Annotated in this window: 13 protein-coding genes; 7 read left to right on the top strand and 6 right to left on the bottom strand. The window is 62.8% G+C overall.

The features are described from left to right. Positions 1-29: 29 nt before the first annotated feature. From ssuD to J2858_RS10920, 3 genes are all read right to left on the bottom strand, one after another. Positions 30-1199, bottom strand: coding sequence for an FMNH2-dependent alkanesulfonate monooxygenase (gene ssuD, locus J2858_RS10930; RefSeq protein ID WP_210104845.1), 1170 nt, complete (start codon positions 1197-1199; stop codon positions 30-32). 283 nt (positions 1200-1482) lie between these two features. Continuing rightward, positions 1483-2034, bottom strand: a complete 552-nt coding sequence (locus J2858_RS10925) for an OsmC family protein (protein WP_210104844.1) — start codon at positions 2032-2034, stop codon at positions 1483-1485. Beyond that, complete coding sequence (locus J2858_RS10920) at positions 2031-2258, bottom strand: hypothetical protein (protein WP_210104843.1); 228 nt, start codon at positions 2256-2258, stop codon at positions 2031-2033. Before J2858_RS10920 ends, J2858_RS10925 begins: the two co-directional genes overlap by 4 nt. Positions 2259-2819: 561 nt before the next feature. Between J2858_RS10920 and J2858_RS10915 the strand changes: the two genes are divergently transcribed. The 6 genes from J2858_RS10915 (at position 2820) to J2858_RS10890 (ending at position 8635) form a co-directional block, all read left to right on the top strand. Continuing rightward, positions 2820-3935, top strand: a complete 1116-nt coding sequence (locus J2858_RS10915; RefSeq protein WP_210104842.1) for an ABC transporter ATP-binding protein — start codon at positions 2820-2822, stop codon at positions 3933-3935. Continuing rightward, the gene (locus J2858_RS10910; RefSeq protein WP_143127653.1) at positions 3932-4582 is read left to right on the top strand and encodes an ABC transporter permease; all 651 of its coding nucleotides are present in this window, start codon (positions 3932-3934) and stop codon (positions 4580-4582) included. Before J2858_RS10915 ends, J2858_RS10910 begins: the two co-directional genes overlap by 4 nt. Then, on the top strand, positions 4579-5250 hold the full coding sequence (locus J2858_RS10905) for an ABC transporter permease (protein ID WP_210104841.1): 672 nt from the start codon (positions 4579-4581) through the stop codon (positions 5248-5250). Before J2858_RS10910 ends, J2858_RS10905 begins: the two co-directional genes overlap by 4 nt. Before the next feature lie 65 nt (positions 5251-5315). Beyond that, on the top strand, positions 5316-6230 hold the full coding sequence (locus J2858_RS10900; RefSeq protein ID WP_210104840.1) for an ABC transporter substrate-binding protein: 915 nt from the start codon (positions 5316-5318) through the stop codon (positions 6228-6230). Positions 6231-6322: 92 nt separating this feature from the next. Next, the gene (gene hutC, locus J2858_RS10895; RefSeq protein ID WP_210104839.1) at positions 6323-7063 is read left to right on the top strand and encodes a histidine utilization repressor; all 741 of its coding nucleotides are present in this window, start codon (positions 6323-6325) and stop codon (positions 7061-7063) included. Between the two features lie 84 nt (positions 7064-7147). After that, on the top strand, positions 7148-8635 hold the full coding sequence (locus J2858_RS10890) for an HAL/PAL/TAL family ammonia-lyase (RefSeq protein ID WP_210104838.1): 1488 nt from the start codon (positions 7148-7150) through the stop codon (positions 8633-8635). 26 nt (positions 8636-8661) lie between these two features. Here J2858_RS10890 and J2858_RS10885 read toward each other — a convergent pair whose 3' ends face one another. Continuing rightward, positions 8662-9405 (bottom strand): phosphate/phosphite/phosphonate ABC transporter substrate-binding protein, encoded by a 744-nt coding sequence (locus tag J2858_RS10885; RefSeq protein WP_210105220.1) that lies wholly within the window; start codon positions 9403-9405, stop codon positions 8662-8664. 20 nt (positions 9406-9425) lie between these two features. Beyond that, positions 9426-10406, bottom strand: a complete 981-nt coding sequence (locus J2858_RS10880) for a fatty acid desaturase (protein ID WP_245365726.1) — start codon at positions 10404-10406, stop codon at positions 9426-9428. Positions 10407-10599: 193 nt separating this feature from the next. On the opposite strand from J2858_RS10880, the gene J2858_RS10875 reads away from it, so the two are divergent. Beyond that, on the top strand, positions 10600-11436 hold the full coding sequence (locus J2858_RS10875; RefSeq protein ID WP_210104836.1) for a helix-turn-helix domain-containing protein: 837 nt from the start codon (positions 10600-10602) through the stop codon (positions 11434-11436). A gap of 229 nt (positions 11437-11665) precedes the next feature. Here the strand turns inward: J2858_RS10875 and J2858_RS10870 are convergent, their stop codons facing one another. Next, on the bottom strand, positions 11666-16120 hold the full coding sequence (locus tag J2858_RS10870; protein WP_210104835.1) for an autotransporter domain-containing protein: 4455 nt from the start codon (positions 16118-16120) through the stop codon (positions 11666-11668). Positions 16121-16277: the final 157 nt, after the last annotated feature.

Here is a 16277-nt window from a genome sequence, read left to right as displayed (position 1 = left end):
CTTGGACAAGAGAAAAGGGATAAGGCAGATCAGCCGACAGCGTCCGCCCGTGCCGGGCCAGCGGCGCGTCCGACCGAAAATTCGTTGACGATCCCGTCACTGAGCGTCGTGGTCCGGCGGGGATCGATGCCGAGGAGCGGAAACAGAAGTTCCGCCACGCGGTAGGCTTCCTCGATATGCGGATAGCCGGAACCGATGATCGTATCGATGCCGAGCGCCTGGTATTCCGCAAGCCGGTCTGCGATCTGGCGCGGCGTGCCGACAAGGGCTGTTCCCACACCTGTTCTGACGAGCCCGACGCCTGCCCACAGGTTCGGGGCGATCCGCAACCGGTCGCGCCGTCCGCCGTGCAGAGCGGCCTGCCGCTTCTGCCCGACCGAATCCATCTCTACCTGGAACCGTTGCCAGCTGCGTTCGATCTGTTCGTCGGAAATGTGCGAGATCAGCCGATCGGCCGCCCGCCAGGCATCATCCTCGTCCTCGCGCACGATGAAATGGATGCGCATGCCGAAGCGGACATTGCGTCCGGCCCGCTTTGCCCTGGCGCGGACGGAGTCGATCTTTTCGCGTACCGCTTCGAGCGGCTCGCCCCACGTCAGGTACATATCGGTGGCGTTGACGGCAAGCTCCTGGCCTGCCTCCGACGAGCCGCCGAAATAGAGCGGCGGGTGCGGTGCATGAACAGGCGGAAAATCGCAGCGGGCGCCCTTCAGGCTGTAGTGGCGACCCTCGAAATCCACCGCCTCTCCGGCCAGCAGCCGTTTCCAGATCTCCAGAAACTCGGCCGCCTGCTGGTATCGCTCGTCATGCGAGAGGAAGATGCCGTCTCCGGCCAGTTCGCTCGGATTGCCGCCGACAACGACGTTGAGCAGAAGCCGGCCGCGGCTCAGACGATCAAGCGCTGCCGTCTGCCGGGCGGCAAAGGTCGGCGAGGTAACGCCCGGGCGCAGCGCCACCAGATATTTCAGCCGCTCGGTTACGGCGGCAAGGCCGCTGGCGGTGATCCAGGAATCCTCGCAGGTCTGGCCGGTCGGCAGAAGCACGCCCTCAAATCCCAGCGCATCGACCGTCGTCGCCACCTGCTTGAAATAGGAGAATTCCGGTGGCCGGCTGAGATGCGACGTTCCGAGATAGGATCCATCGCCGTGGGTCGGGATGAACCAGAAGAAGTTCAGGGCGCTTGTCTGGATCGGCGGCATGGCGTTCTCTCTGCGTGTTGAGAGGAAGCCTAAAGACCGATCTGTCTATAGAAAAGGAAGGATATTCTCAATCCGCCGCCTGCGGTGGGTTATTCGTTTCGATCAGGTCGAAGTGCGGGTGGCCCTGAACCACGCGTGGGTGTCGAGGATTGCAGGCGACCCAGGGCCGTCGAGGCATTTCGGGCGTATTTGGCGCGGTCTGGAGTTGCGGCGTCAGAAATATTCCAACTTTCGCATCTTCTGTTTACACCGGGCGACCATCCAAAGATCCGAGGCGACAGGATCACGCTGCATCGGATGCCGCTGCGGCGGGCTGATGGTGGTTCACGGTTCCGACGACCTTCGTGCCACGCTTCAAAAGGTTGAGGATCGGACAGAATGCCTCCACCGCCGCCGTCACCCTGGCGATCTCCGCACTGCTGGCCGGAGACACCAGCGTCACCGTGTAGACGATGTCATGCGGATAGACGGGGATCGCTTCATGGCCCTCGGATCCTCCGCGGGGATCAAGAACCGCGGACACCTCTGCTTCGAGCGTTTCAAGCGGCACGCCCTGATCGGCAGCGTGAATAAGGTAGGTGTGCGTCAGGCAGCTCGACAGTGCCCCGAGCAGCAGTTCGGGAGAGGAAGGTCCGAGATTGTATCCGGCAAAATCCGGTGGGCTGTCGGTGATGACTTGAAAATCGCGGATGCGAATCCGCCGCACGCCGCTGCGTCCTTCGGCGGTCGCACCCGCTTTCAGGGTGATGGCACCTGCTTCACCGCTGCGGATGCGGCTGCGACGCGCCAGCACCGCCTCTCTCTTCTGGCTCAGATAATCATTCAGTGTCGTCACGCGGTCTCTCCATGGTCACGATCAACAACATGATGCCTGCGCCCCAATCCGAAGATCGCGCCGATGAAGCCGGCGGTCAGAAGAAGGGCCTGCAGCCACCGGGGAATCTCGATGGAACAGACGGAAGCCACCAGCGCGAGAACCAGAAGGATGATGCTGGCGCGGCTAACGCGGCACAGCGGCGCGTTGTCCAGGGTCTTCAGGCTGATCTTGGCGATATGCATGTCTTCCACCAGTATGAGGCCCAGCCAATCTCGGTGGGCAAGTCATTTCGATCTTCATTTTCGTCCGTGCGACAGCGATCGCTGCCGATACGCCTCAATCTCGGGCAAGATGGCGCGATGTTCAAAGGCGGTACGTGTTCGATCGCGCAGCGGACGGAAACGCCGTGCCAATTTTCTAGTATTCTGGTAGAAATTTGTGCCCCTCGAGAGGATGTGGCTACCCAATCGAGTTGTTCGCAGTTCGATTAAAGAGGCCGCGACGGATGATTTACTTCTGACGAACGAGCACCAGATAGGTCTGACAGCCTACACGAGGTGAGGATCAGTATGTGCTCAGCAGAATCGTCTCCGGTATCCGCAGCGGCACCGACTGAAAGGGTCATCGCCTGGCTAAAGCCCTCACCTTGCCCACCAAAACAGCATGAATTTTAGGCATCATCGATAAGCGTAGATTTCGTGGGCACCCCGCTTGCACAGGCCCTGTCTTCGTGCTTGTATAGACAACCAAGAGAGCGTCGGAGGACGGGCCAGATCCGATGCCTGATACACGGGAACTGCGCCATGATCACATTTGATGCCGTCAGCAAGCACTATCGGGGCCAGACAGTTGCTGTCGACAAGCTGTCGCTGACAGCGCCCAGCGGGAAGCTGACGATTTTCGTCGGCCCGTCCGGTTGCGGCAAAACCACCTCGCTGCGGATGGTGAACCGCCTGATTGCGCCCTCTTCGGGCAGAATTCTTCTGGATGGCGAACCGACGGACACGATGGATGTCGCCGTGCTGCGCCGAAAGATCGGATACGTCATTCAAAATGCGGGTCTTTTTCCGCATCGCACCGTCGCGCAGAATATCGCAACCACCGCGCGGCTGAACGGGACCCCCAAGGATCAGGCACTGCGCATCGCCCATGAGCTCCTGGAGCGTGTCGGGCTGTCCTCCGCTTTCGCCAATCGCTATCCATGGCAGCTTTCCGGCGGCCAGCAGCAGCGCGTGGGCGTTGCCCGCGCCCTGGCGTCCGATCCGAAATTCATGCTGATGGATGAACCGTTCAGCGCCGTCGATCCGGTCGTGCGCGGGCAATTGCAGGACGAGTTTCTCCGGCTGCAGCGGGACATCGGCAAGACCATCATCATGGTCACGCATGACATCGACGAGGCTCTGAAACTGGGAGACCAGGTGGTCGTTCTGCGCACCGGCGGCACGCTGGCACAGGTTGCGACCCCGCAGGAACTGCTGGCAAGACCGGCGGACGACTTCGTCGCCGATTTCATCGGGCGTGACCGCGGTTATCGCGTGCTTGGCTTTGCCGAATTCGCCAAGGGCGGCGTGCCGCTCGGAGCCGAGCCGACGGCAACGCTTGGCGCCACTCCCGAAACCCTTCGCCAGATTGCCACGGACAGATGGGTCCTCGTTGCGGATTCCATGAACCGGCCGCTGGGCTGGGCGGATGTCGACAGCGTCAAAGGCCCCTTGCGGGACGGCGACCTCAACCTCAGCGGCACGCTGGCCGTCGAAGGCAGCAGCCTGCGGCATGTTCTCGACGCGGCGCTCAGTTCTCCGTCCGGCCGTGGTGTCATCGTCGGGCAGTCCGGCGAGTTGATGGGAACCGTGACGCTGTCGCATGTTGCCGAAGCCATCGAAGCTGCGCGCACCGGTCGCATGGGGACGCAGCCATGAGGTTCGACTGGCTCTACCGCGAGTCCGGCCGCATCGCCGAACTCTTTCTCTGGCACCTCGGGCTGTCCGTGATCCCCGTGGTGATCGGATTGCTGCTTGCTCTGCCGCTGGGATGGCTTGCGCAACGGGCGGGGTTCTTCCGCTCGACCCTGCTGGGTGCGGCAGGCTTGCTCTATACAATTCCGTCCCTGGCGCTCTTCGTGCTCCTGCCGCTTGTGCTCGGCACGCGTATTCTCGATCCCATGAATGTGGTCGTGGCGCTCACGGTCTACGCGCTCGCGCTTCTGGTGCGCACGGTCAGCGACGGCCTTGAGTCTGTCCCCCCGGATGTCATCCAGGCGGCCAATGCCATGGGCTATCGCAGGCTGCCACGCCTCTTCGTCGTCGAACTTCCCCTTGCCGTTCCGGTGATTGCGGCGGGGCTGCGGGTGGCTGTTGTCTCCAATGTCAGCATCGTCTCGGTCGCCGCCCTGATCGGCACGCCGCAGCTCGGGCTGCTGTTCACGCAGGGGCTTCAACTGCGGTTCCTCACGCCCATCATTGCCGGGATCGTGCTTTGCGTGCTGCTTGCCGCACTGCTGGACGGTCTTGTCCTTTTTGCCGCCAAACGCATGACACCCTGGCAGCCGGGAGGTGCCGAGCGATGATTGCATGGTTTTCAGACCCGACCCATTGGACGGGAAGCGACGGGGTGTTCGCGCTTGTCATCCAGCATCTGATCTATAGCGGGGTCGCGCTTTTCTTCGCCTGCCTGATCGGCTTGCCGATCGGACTCTACGTCGGGCATACGGGCCGCGGCGTCGTCCTGATCGCCGGACTTGCCAATGCCTTGCGCTCGCTGCCAAGCCTTGGCCTCATCGTTCTTCTGGTGATCCTGTTCGGGCCTGTCTTTACCTCCGACATGGCCTTCATCGTGCCGAGCATCATCGTGCTTGTCCTGCTTGCCGTGCCGCCGATCATGAGCGGAACCTATGCCGGCGTTGCGGCGGTGGACCCGGCCGCAGTGGATGCGGCGCGCGGCATGGGCAAACGCCCGCTCGACATTCTCTTCGATGTCGAACTTCCCTGCGCCTTGCCGCTGATCTTCTCCGGGCTGCGCAGCGCGACGCTGCAGATCATATCGACGGCAACCATTGCCGCTTACGTTTCGCTGGGCGGGCTCGGGCGCCTCATCATCGATGGCCGCGCCCAGAACGATTACTACCAGATGGCGGCGGGTGCCGTCCTGGTCGGCGCTCTGGCCCTCCTCGTCGATCTGGCAATCGGCATCCTGTCCAGGCTGACAGTCTCACCGGGCCTCACCCGCCGGCTCTAGGCGGGCGACCATCCACCCAACCGCGTTTTCAGTCTCATGACGTTGAACCTCAAGGAGTAGCTAGCATGGCATTCAGTATCTTAAAGGCCGCCGGCGCGTTTGCGCTGATGGCGCTTTCCGCCACCACGACGCTTGCCCAGACCGATCCGCTCGGGGCTGCTCCGGCCGCGCGCACCGACAAGACCACCATCATCGTCGGCTCGGCGGATTTCCCGGAGAGCCAGCTTCTGGCTACCATCTATGCCAAGGCGCTTGCGGCAAAGGGCATCAAGACCGACACCAAACTGAACATCGGCAGCCGTGAGGTTTACATGCCGGCGCTTCTCGACGGGTCGATCGACCTCCTGCCGGAATATGCCGGCGCGACGTTGAGCTATCTCGACAAGAACGCAACGGCGCATTCGCCGGAAGACGTCGCCAAGGCTCTGAAAGCCGCTCTGCCGGCCGGCGTTTCGATGCTGACGCCGTCGCAGGCGCAGGATTCCGACGGTGTCGCCGTCACCCGCGCGACTGCCGAGAAGTACAAGCTGAAGACGATTGCCGATCTCGCACCGGTTGCGTCCCAGCTGGTGCTGGGCGGTCCTCCGGAATGGAAGACGCGCAAGGAAGGCATCATCGGCCTGAAGGAACTTTACGGCCTTGAGTTCAAGTCGTTCAAGTCGCTCGATGTCGGCGGCCCGCTGACGCTTTCGGCACTGGTGAATGACCAGGTCCAGGCGGCAAACCTGTTCTCGACAGACCCGGCGATTGCGGACAACAAACTGGTCATCCTCGAAGACGTCAAGAACCTGTTTCCGGCCCAGAACATCGTGCCGGTCATTGCCAAGGCAAAGGTCAGCGACGTCGTGACGAAGACGCTCGATGCCGTGTCTGCCGCTTTGACGACCGAGGACCTGATCGTCATGAACGGTCGTTTGGCCAATCACGACAGCTTCGACGTCGTTGCCGGCGAGTGGCTGGCGAAACACAAGTTGAACTGACCGAGCTTCGCGGGTATGGCACTCACCATACCCGCGCACGCGCTGAAGATGTGTCAGATGCCGAACCCTTGTCGTTCGCTTTGTGGAGCCTCATGCAAACGGTAGAGAACCAGGTCGAAAAGGCGCGGGACGAGCAAGCATCCGACAAGCCGCTTTACGTCACGCTCAAGGATTATGTTAGAAGCCGCGTCGAGACCGGCGAGTGGTCCATCGGGCAGAGAGTGCCTTCGGAAAACGAACTGGTCGACCTGCTCGGCGTCAGCCGCATGACCGCCAATCGTGCCTTGCGCGAACTGGCGGATGAAGGGTTTCTTGTCCGCGTGCAGGGCAAGGGGTCCTTCGTTGCCAGCAAGAAGCGAACATCCCAGTTCCAGAGCGTTCCCAATATTGCCGACGAGATCACCCGTAATGGTGGCGTCCATACGGCAAACGTGATCGCTCTGCGCATGGAAACCGCCGATGCGCAACTGGCGGACGCGCTCGCCATCGAGATCGGCAGCCCGGTGTCCCATTCGATCATGGTCCATGCGGAAGATTCCCTTCCAATGCAGATCGAGGACCGGTTCGTCAACCATGCGATCGTGCCGCACTATATCGACCAGGATTTCGCAAGGACGACGCCCAACGGATATCTGACCGCCGTGGCGCCGATCGTAAGAGCCGAGCAACATATCGAGGCGGTGACGGCGCAGCCCTGGGAATGCAAGCTGCTGGCAATCTCCAAGACGGAACCCTGCCTTCTGGTTCGGCGCCGCACCTGGTCGCAAGGCGGCGTCATTTCCTCGGTTCGCCTGCTCTATCCGGGCAGCCGCTATCGCCTCTACAGCACCTGATCCTCCGGTCGGTTCAGGAAGGGCAATCGCCTGACCGTGAACGACAGTCGACTACCCTTCCCTAAATTGAATTCAGGAAATCCCATGACCGTGCTGCTCAATGACACGCTGACCTGGCAGGATGTGGCGCGGGTGAGTAAAGGCGATGGACTTGCGCTTTCAGAAGCCGCCTGGCACCGCATCGACAACGCCCACCGGATCGTCGAAAGTATCGTCGAGCGCGGCATCCGCGCCTATGGCATCAACACCGGCGTCGGCGCCCTGTCGGACACGGTGGTGGATCGCGGCGCGCAGAGCAAGATGTCGCGCAGCATCCTTCTCAGCCACGCCTGCGGCGTGGGCACGCTTCTGCCGCGCCGGGAGGTACGCGCCATCATCGCGTCGCAGATCGCCAATTTCGCCCACGGCTATTCCGGAGTTCGCAGGCAGGTCGTTGCCCATCTGGCGACCTTTCTGGAGCGCGACTGCATTCCGGATGTGCCCTCCCGCGGATCGGCCGGCTACCTGACGCACAATGCGCACACCGCCCTCGTGCTGATCGGCGAAGGCTCTGCCCATATCGGCGGACGCGCCTTGAGCGGGCGGGATGCCTTGGCCGAAATCGGTCTTGAACCGCTGGTTCTGGGCGCCAAGGAGGGCCTGAGCCTCGTCAACGGAACGGCCTGCGCCACCGGTCTTTCGAGCGTGGCTCTCGACCGCGCCGCCCGTTTGCTGGATTGGGCCGATGCGATTGCCGCGCTGACGCTTGAGGCGGCGGGCTGCCAGATGCCGGCCTACAGCGAACCCGTGCTGTCGCTGCGCGTGTCCGACGGGATCGCGGCCGTTGGCGCGACTTTGCGCGGGCGGCTTGAGGGCAGCGGGCTGATCGAGGCGGCGCAGGGCAGGCGTACCCAGGATGCGCTCAGCCTGCGCTCCATCCCGCATGCCCATGGCGCTGCCCGCGATCTTTTTGACAATTGTGCGGCTATCGTTGACCGGGAACTGGCCTCGGTCACCGACAACCCCGCGGTTGCGGGCACGCCGGAGGAGCCGCTTGTCTGGTCGGAAGCCCATGCGGTGGCACCGGCGCTGGCCCAAGCCGCCGACGCGCTTGCGATTGCCATCACGCAGATCGCCGCCATGAGCGAGCGGCGGATCGACCGGCTCGTCAATCCTTTGGTGAGCGGGTTGCCGCCCTTCCTCGCCTCCGATCCCGGCAGCCATTCCGGCTTCATGATTGCGCAATATACGGCGGCGGCCCTTGCAAACGAGAACCGGCGGCTGGCCGCCCCCGCCTCGACGGATGGCGGCCTGACCTCCGGCCTGCAGGAGGATTTTCTCGCGCATCCGACCGCTGCCGCCAACAAGCTTCTCGCCCTCCTCGACAATGCCGAATATATTCTGGCAATCGAATGGATGGCAGCCGCGCAGGCGCATGATTTCCTCGAAACCCAGGCCCGACGTGCGCCGGGGACGGATGTGCTCTACCGCCATCTTCGCGCTGAGGTTCGCCATTATTCGGACGACCGGCCCATTTCCTCCGACATGGAAAAGGTCCGGTTGCTTCTGTCGCTGAGTGCCCCGCCCCCCTGATCTGATCGCGGGCGACGCGGCGGCGTCTATATCAGAAAATCGAGGTCGATCCGCTTGGCACGGATGAAGGGCAGCCCCGCTCGCCGTGCCGTCCAGCCGACGACGTGGAGCTCTTTCGCGGCCGGCTCATGCCGCTCCGCCAGCAGCCAGGATTTGCAGTCGATCGCCGCAAAGTCCGCCTTGCCATCGGCCACGGCAATGACCGATGCGCGATGCGCCCCCGTTGCGACCACATCCGCAAACAGGTCGAGGTTTTCACCGGCGGCTTCCAGATCGCGCTTCAGGGCGAGATAGCCTGACATCGACCGGTGCTCGTTGAAGGCCAGTTTCCTGTCGCAGAACAGTTCAATCGGCAAGAGCGCCTCGCCGGTCTCCGGTGCAACGGCGCTTACCCCCTCCCCCTTGTGGGCGACGATGGCGCTGGAATAGAGCGCCCCCGCGCCACCGGCGATCCCATCATAACGGTCTTGCCCAAGGACCTGAACATGCTCCTGCAAGCCAAGCTCCATCGGCCCCCAGCAGGTTTGGGAAACGAGCAGCGCCGGATGGCGCCAGAGAACATCGAGATCAAAGGCATCAGGATCAAGCGTCGCGGGATCCGGCGCGATGACCGAACCATCGTCGCCAAGAATGCCCCCGGGAACTGCCGGCATGTCGCCATTGCGGCGAACGAGATCTCGAGGCGCATCGATGCCCTCTTTGAGGAATCCTCTCCGCATCCTGACCCAGGCGGCATCGGTTTCATCGCGCACCTCGGGCCAGTCATACATGGGAAGTGCTGCGATCCACCTCACAGCGAAAGATCCGGCAAGAGGGCAAGACCGGCCATGCGATGCTCCGCGGCATCGACCTGTTCATTCGCGGCCGGATGAGCTGCGACGGCGTGTTCGTCCCGCCGCAACACAGGGTGCACAACGGGCTCCTTTGCCTTGAACGAGAAAGCGCGAAAAACCTCGAAATAGTTGGCAAAGACATAGCCATCATTCATCGCCTGCCATTCGGCGCGTCTGGCTCTGTAGAGCGAAGGCAGCCTGTACCAGGCAGCGGACGGCAGCTTGTGATGGATGAAGTGCAGGTTGTTGTAGAGGAAGAGCGGTGCAAGCAGCGAGGTCTCGACAATGATCGTGCGTCCATCCGGCCGCTCGGACCATTGGTGCTCGCAATAGGACCGCAGCGCAATGATGGAGAGCCCGAGATAGGCGGAGACGCCGATGTAAAGCCAGACCGGGATACCGAACACAAGGGACACGACCAGCAGTGTCGGGATGAGCCCCAAGACATGGAGGACCCACGCGACCATGACCTGGCGATCGCCCTTCATGATCTTAAGCCACTCCGACGCGGTAAACCCGACGACCATCAACGGCGGTCCGAGCAGCATGCGCCCGATCAGTGTGTTGTTCCAGACCAGCAGACGCTTCAGGACGGCGGGCATCGCCTCCCAGTCCTTCAGCGCGCGATAATAGCTTTCCGGATCGTCGAAGGGGTCGGTCAGGCGCTCATCCTCATGGTGCTGGATGTGGGTCCGCTTGTAGCTGCGATAGGGATAGAAGACGCCCAGAGGCGCAAAGACCAGCGCCTCGTTCAGCCCTACGCTGCGTGTCGGATGTCCATGCAGAACCTCATGCTGCAGCGACGAATGCAAGGCAATGGTGATCCCGATCAGCACCAGTGCGACGATGGGAGCGGCAGGATAAAGGACATATCCCGCCACCCACCAGAGGCCGTAGCAGGCGACAAGCAGCGCGACCGTTGGCCACTCAATTTTCAACGCGCTTGATCGCTCCCGATGGAAAAGAAGCTTCGAACTCCGGAAGGAAATGTCGCTCATAACGTCCCCTGCTCTTCAATGGGAACAGAGTTTCACCAACCGGTGAATCGGACAACGAGACTATGGTGACCAATTGTTGATTTTGACAACAGAAAGCGCAATATGTTTACTATAGTAAACAATGGGGTTATTTATGGACAAGCGCGCGCTCTCGGAGCTTTTCCGCATCCGGTTGATCGAGCTCGTGACCCGGTCCGGCGCCAGCCACTCCGCCTTCGCAGACGGGATCGGCATCGACCGGTCCGCGCTGTCACAGCTCCTCTCCGGCAGTTCGGCGCGTCTGCCGCGGGTGGAAACCCTTCTCAAGATTGCGGAGCGCCATTCGGTGTCGCTGGACTGGCTTCTCGGCATCTCGCACGATCCGGGCCTGACGGGAGAGTTGCGGCCGAGCTTCGAGATCGAGGAGGGCGGCGAGGATTATACCGAGACGCTGCTCATGAAATGGCATGCCGAGGCGACCGGCTCCAAGATCCGCTATGTCCCTGCCCGTATCCCGGATCTTCTTCGCACGCCGGAAATCATCGCCTTCGAGGCCGATTCCGCCCATCAGAGCGTGAAGGCGCAGACAAGCGAAACGGCCTTCCGTCTCGATTATAATCGTCAGCCCGGCACGGATATGGAAGTGTGCATGCCGCAGGAGACGCTGCAAGCCTTCGCGCAGGGGCGCGGCATGTGGAGCGGCCTGAAACGTGATGTCCGCGCCGAACAGCTGCAATACATGGCCAGCCTGATCAACGAGCTCTACCCCTCGTTTCGCCTGTTCCTGTTCGACGAAAAAGAGCGTTTTTCCGTTCCCTACACGATTTTCGGCTCTCAGCGCGCCGCGATCTTCGTGGGCGGAATGTATCTTGTGCTTAACAATGCCGACTCCATCCGAAAGATGCAGCGTCACTTCGACCAGCTGATCAGGTTTACGCGCATCCATGCGCATCAAACCGCAGAATATGTGAGAACCCTCCAAGTGTCGTGACGAGCACGTGGCCTCTTGAAGGGACCGGTGCTTGGGCCGGACCATCCGCGAGCGCCCTAACCTGCGGCCTTCGGGGCAGACGCCATCGTCAGACGCTCCATCGCGCACGGGCTCATGAATTGGAGTCAGCGACCGTCCGCAGTCATGCGCGTGGCGAGATGCCTGCACCCGGACGGTCATCTCAGCGCGGTGGATAGTATCAGGCAGACGTCAGCCGCGATGGCCCGCTTCAGAACTTGACCCCCACCTTGGCCATGGCCGAGTGCTCGTCGACGCCATTTGCCAGGAGGGCGTCATAGCCGAGCGACACATTGACGTTTTCAGCCGGATTGAAACCCACCGAGAGATTGAGCAGCAGCGCATCGCGCGCAGTCCCGGTGCTTGCGACGGTAAAGCTGCCGGCGCCGGCATAGGCAAGCGCAGCTTCTGACGTCGTATCGCTGAAGGCATGACGCCAGCCGACACCCGCCGTCACATTGCCGCGCATGGTCTCGACGGCGATGTCGCGGCCGACCCGGACGCCGAGCGTGGAATAGACCTGCTCGTCATGGCGCGAGGCTGACGAGAGGGTGGCCGCGCCGCCGGTCTCGGCAAAACCGTCCGTCCTGGTGTTGACGTAAGCAAGGTTCGCATAGGGCTCGACATGCGCCTGGTCGAGGTCGAAGCGCCAGGCGCCTTCCGCAAAGATCTGGCTGGTCGATGCGTCGTAATCGGCCTTCAGACTGTCGCTGAAGGTGGAGAAGGAAATGTTTCGACGGCTGTCGACATCCTGGAAGGCATGGATCGCACCGAAGCGGATGGAGGCTGGACCGATGGTCGTTCCACCATAGGCCGCGATGTAGTAGCTATCCACATCCGCCGATGCGTTGAGCGCGTTTTCCGCCACACGGTCCTGGCCGTAGCCGCCCGCCAGACCAAAGCGCCACTGATTGTCGAGGACGGTATCGGCGCCGAGCATGACGCCGCCGCCATTGACGTCGATGGTGGAACCGTTGCCATCCGACCCGTAACGGCTCCAGGAACCGAGACCGCTCGACCAGACCGTCACGCCTTGCGCCTGAGGCAGGATCGCCTCGCCGTTCCCCTGGCTTTGGCCAGCGATGCCAGATTCCGACGGATCCTGCGGTGCAAAGGCATCCCGCAGGCGGTTAAGGATGGTATCGCGGCTGAGGCGGCTGCGCTCCAGGAGCGAGGCGCTGACGGACGGGTGCAGTTCGCCGGACAACTGCGAGAAGGCCTGCTGGGTTTCATTGGTCGTCAGGTAGAGCACCTTGTCGTAAAGCGTTGCCCCAGACCCCAGCGCCTCGACGGCATTGGCGGCCGCCCGGGCATTGGGCGTCGACGTGGCTGCGGCAAAGGCACCGGGATCGGCGGTCGTCCGATTGAGCGTCAGGTAAACGGCCGTATTGTCCGCGCTCTTGTCGACTGCCGCCGTCAGGAAGGCAAAATTTTCCGTTACGCTGTCGAACAGGCCGGTGACGCCGCCCGCCGCGGTGATGATCGTGTATTGCGTGTTGAGGGCATAGGTTGCGCCGGTGTCGGTGCCGTTCTCCGGCGTCACGGCAAGCGTGACGCCATTGCCGATCGTGACCGCTCCGCTTGCCGAGAGACGATCGGATGCGCCGAGGCTGTCGACCTCCACCGCATAGGTCGAGCCGTTGGCGAAGCTGGCATTGCCATTCACCGTCAGCGTTCCGATGGAGTTGCCGGGCGCAAGCGTCGCGCCGGAGAGCAGGGAAATCCCGCCCGTCGAACCAATGCCGCCAAGCGTTGCGCCATTGCCCACCGTCACCGCACTGGTCAGGCTGCCGTTGATGGAGAGCGTGCCGCCTGACACCAGCGTCGAGCCCGTATAGGTGTTTGCACCGGTGACGATTAGCTTGCCGGAGCCCGCCTTTTCGAAGGTGCCGGTGCCTGAAACGGCATTGGAGAAGGTTCCGGCGCCGTTGACCACAAGGGCTGCGTCATCGACGATGGCGCCGGTGCCGAAACTGTCAGCATTGCCGGTGAGAACGCCTGCGGAAATCGTCGTGCCGCCGGTATAGGTGTTGGCACTCGTCAGCGTCAGATCACCGGCTCCGGTCTTCAGCACGCTGCCGGAACCCGAGATCACGCTGCTATAGGTGCCGTCGAAGGCCTGATCGAATTCAAGGCGGCCTTCGTTGATGACCGAGCCGCCGAGCGTCGAGGTGTTGCCGATGAGCTTGCCGGCCAGGACCGTGGTGGTGCCGCTATAGGTCAGGTTGCCGGTGAGGGTCACGACGCCAGTGCCGTCCTTGACGAGATTACCGGTGCCGGAAATATCGCCGGCGAAGGTGCCGTCGGTTGCCTGATCGAAGAGCAGCGTGCCGTAATTGGCGACATTGCCAAAGAGGCTGGTGGTCGTCACCGCCAGCGTGCCGCCGGAGATCGTCGTGCCACCGGTATAGGTGTTGGTGCCCGAAAGGGTGAGCGTGCCGCTGCCGGCCTTTTCGAAGGAGCCGGAGCCGGACATGTCGTTGGACAACTCGCCGCTGCCGTTCACCACCAGTGCGCCATTGTTGACGATGGCACCCGTGCCGAAACTGCTGCCCGAGGTGCCGATCAGTGTGCCGCCCGAAATCGTCGTGCCGCCGCTGTAGCTATTGGCGCCGGACAGGGTCGTCGTCCCGCTTTCGACGAGAAGCTGACCGCCGCCGCTGATATCGGCCGAGAGGTCGTAGGCGCTGCCCGTATGGTTGAGCACCAGCGTGCCGGTGCCGTCGCCGAATTCGATGGCGCTGGTGTCGAGCGTGCCGGCTGTTGCGGCCGCCTGCCCGGATGCCGCCCCGATGTTGAGCGTGCCCGTAATGCCTGCCGCGTAGGCGATGCGGATATCGCCGGCCTTCAGCGTCGCCCCGTCCGTCAGCGTCAGTGCGCCGTCACCGTCGGCGCCGATATAGAGGCGGCTCGTCATGTCGACCTTCGAGCCCGCACCCGTCAGCAGCACGGTGCCGCTGGAGCCGGCCTCGTTGCCGATATAGAGCCGGTAGCCGGTCACGCTGCCGCCATCGGAAACAGTCAGAGCCCCGTCTCCGAAGCGGCCGACATTCATATATCCGGAATAGGCGATGCTGTTGTCGACGAAGGCGTTCCATTGGGAACCCGTGCCGGTCACGGTCATCGTACCGGTCGATCCGGCGAGATCCCCGAGCGTGCCCTGAAGCGCGCTGATGCGGCCACCATTGCTGAGCGTCACCGTCGCATTGCCATTGTAACCGGCGATGAAGGGGGACGTCATGGTCCATTCGGACCCCGATCCGTCAATCGTGACAGACGAATTGGAGCCGGCCATCGTGCCGACATAGCCGGCGTCGCTGCTGACAGTGGCGCCCGCACGCACCGAGAGGTCACCATCGCCGCCATTGCCGACATAGATATTGCCGCTGGCAGTCCAGGAACTGCCGGTGCCGGTGATGGTCGCCGTGCCGCTGGCATTGGCATTCTGGCCAAGGATTGCATTGGCGGAGCTGAGCGTCGCGCCGTTGCGGATCGTGACTGAGCCCGTGCCGGAGCTTCCGATTTCGAGATTGCCGCCGGTAATCGTCCAGCCGGAGAGAGCGCCATCGACAATCAGCGAGCCCTCAGCTCCGAAGACATCGCCGAGCCGTGCCGATGTGCTGCTGACCGCGCCCCCATCCGAGATCGTCAGCGTGCCCTCGCCCAGCGTGCCGCTGGCATCTCCGCTGTCACCGCCGATGACCAGTGCGCCGGTGGACCAGGACGAGCCGGAACCGGTGACGGTGGCGGAACTTGCGGAATGACGACCGATCAGGGCGCTGGCACTCGTCACCGTCGCCTCATCCTCCACGGTTAGCGTGGCGCTGCCGGCATTGCCGACGATCAGGCCGCCGGTGATGTCCAGCGTCGACCCCGTCCCGGTGACGGAGACGCTGCTACCGGCGCTTGAGGTCAGGCCGCCGATGGCGAAATCACCGTTATTGTTCATCGTTGCGCCGTTCTCGATCGTCAGGCTGCCAATGCCGCCGCCGCCGACGCTCAGAATGCCGGTATTGTTCCATTCACTGGAAGAACCGGAAAGGGTTGCCGTGCCGCTGGAGGCAATGCCGTCGGCGATGATCGCGCCGGCACTGGTGACGTCACCGGCGGTGACGGTCAGCGTCCCCTTGCCGCCTGGACCGTTGGCATTGCCACCGTAACCGACATAGAGGAACCCGGTGGAAAACTGGCCAAGACCAGCAACCGTCAGTGCGCCGGTGCCGGTGACACCTGCGCCGAGATAGGTCGTGCCCGCAGTGACCGAGCCGCCGCCGATCGAAACAGTACCTTCGCCGTCATTGCCGACATAGAGCGAACCCGAGACAGTCCATGTGCCGCCCACCGTCACCGTGCCTTCGGCGGCAGCGCTGTAGCCGAGTGTGGCGCTGGTATTGGCAAGGGTGCCGTTGATGCTCAGCGAGCCCGTCTGTCCCGTGCCGACGAGGAGCGTACCCGCAGATCCGGTCGTGCCGGCCCCGATCAAGGGACCGGACGTGTTGATGGTTGCGGTGTCGCCGGCCGCAGGGGTGTGTCCGTCCCAGACCCAGTTGCTGTCGCTGAACCAGTCACCGCCTGCCGGACCGTTCCAATAGACGGAATCCGCACGAGCCGGCTGACCAAGGGAGCCGCCGAGAATGACGGCGAGAACGCTGGTGGAGGCCCGCATCGCCCGACGCTTTCTGCCTATCGCAGAATAGTGGTGTTCCTTCCCGCGGCAAGCTGCAGCAGGAAAACCGTTCGAGCCAGTCATCTTCATTCCCCTCACCCTTTTCATGCCATGCAATCTGCACGCAACACTGCCGTCCCGAACAACGGTGATTCCG

This window comes from Neorhizobium galegae, from assembly GCF_017877135.1.
Lineage (GTDB): Bacteria > Pseudomonadota > Alphaproteobacteria > Rhizobiales > Rhizobiaceae > Neorhizobium > Neorhizobium galegae_A.
This window is presented reverse-complemented; position numbering and strand designations above follow the sequence as displayed.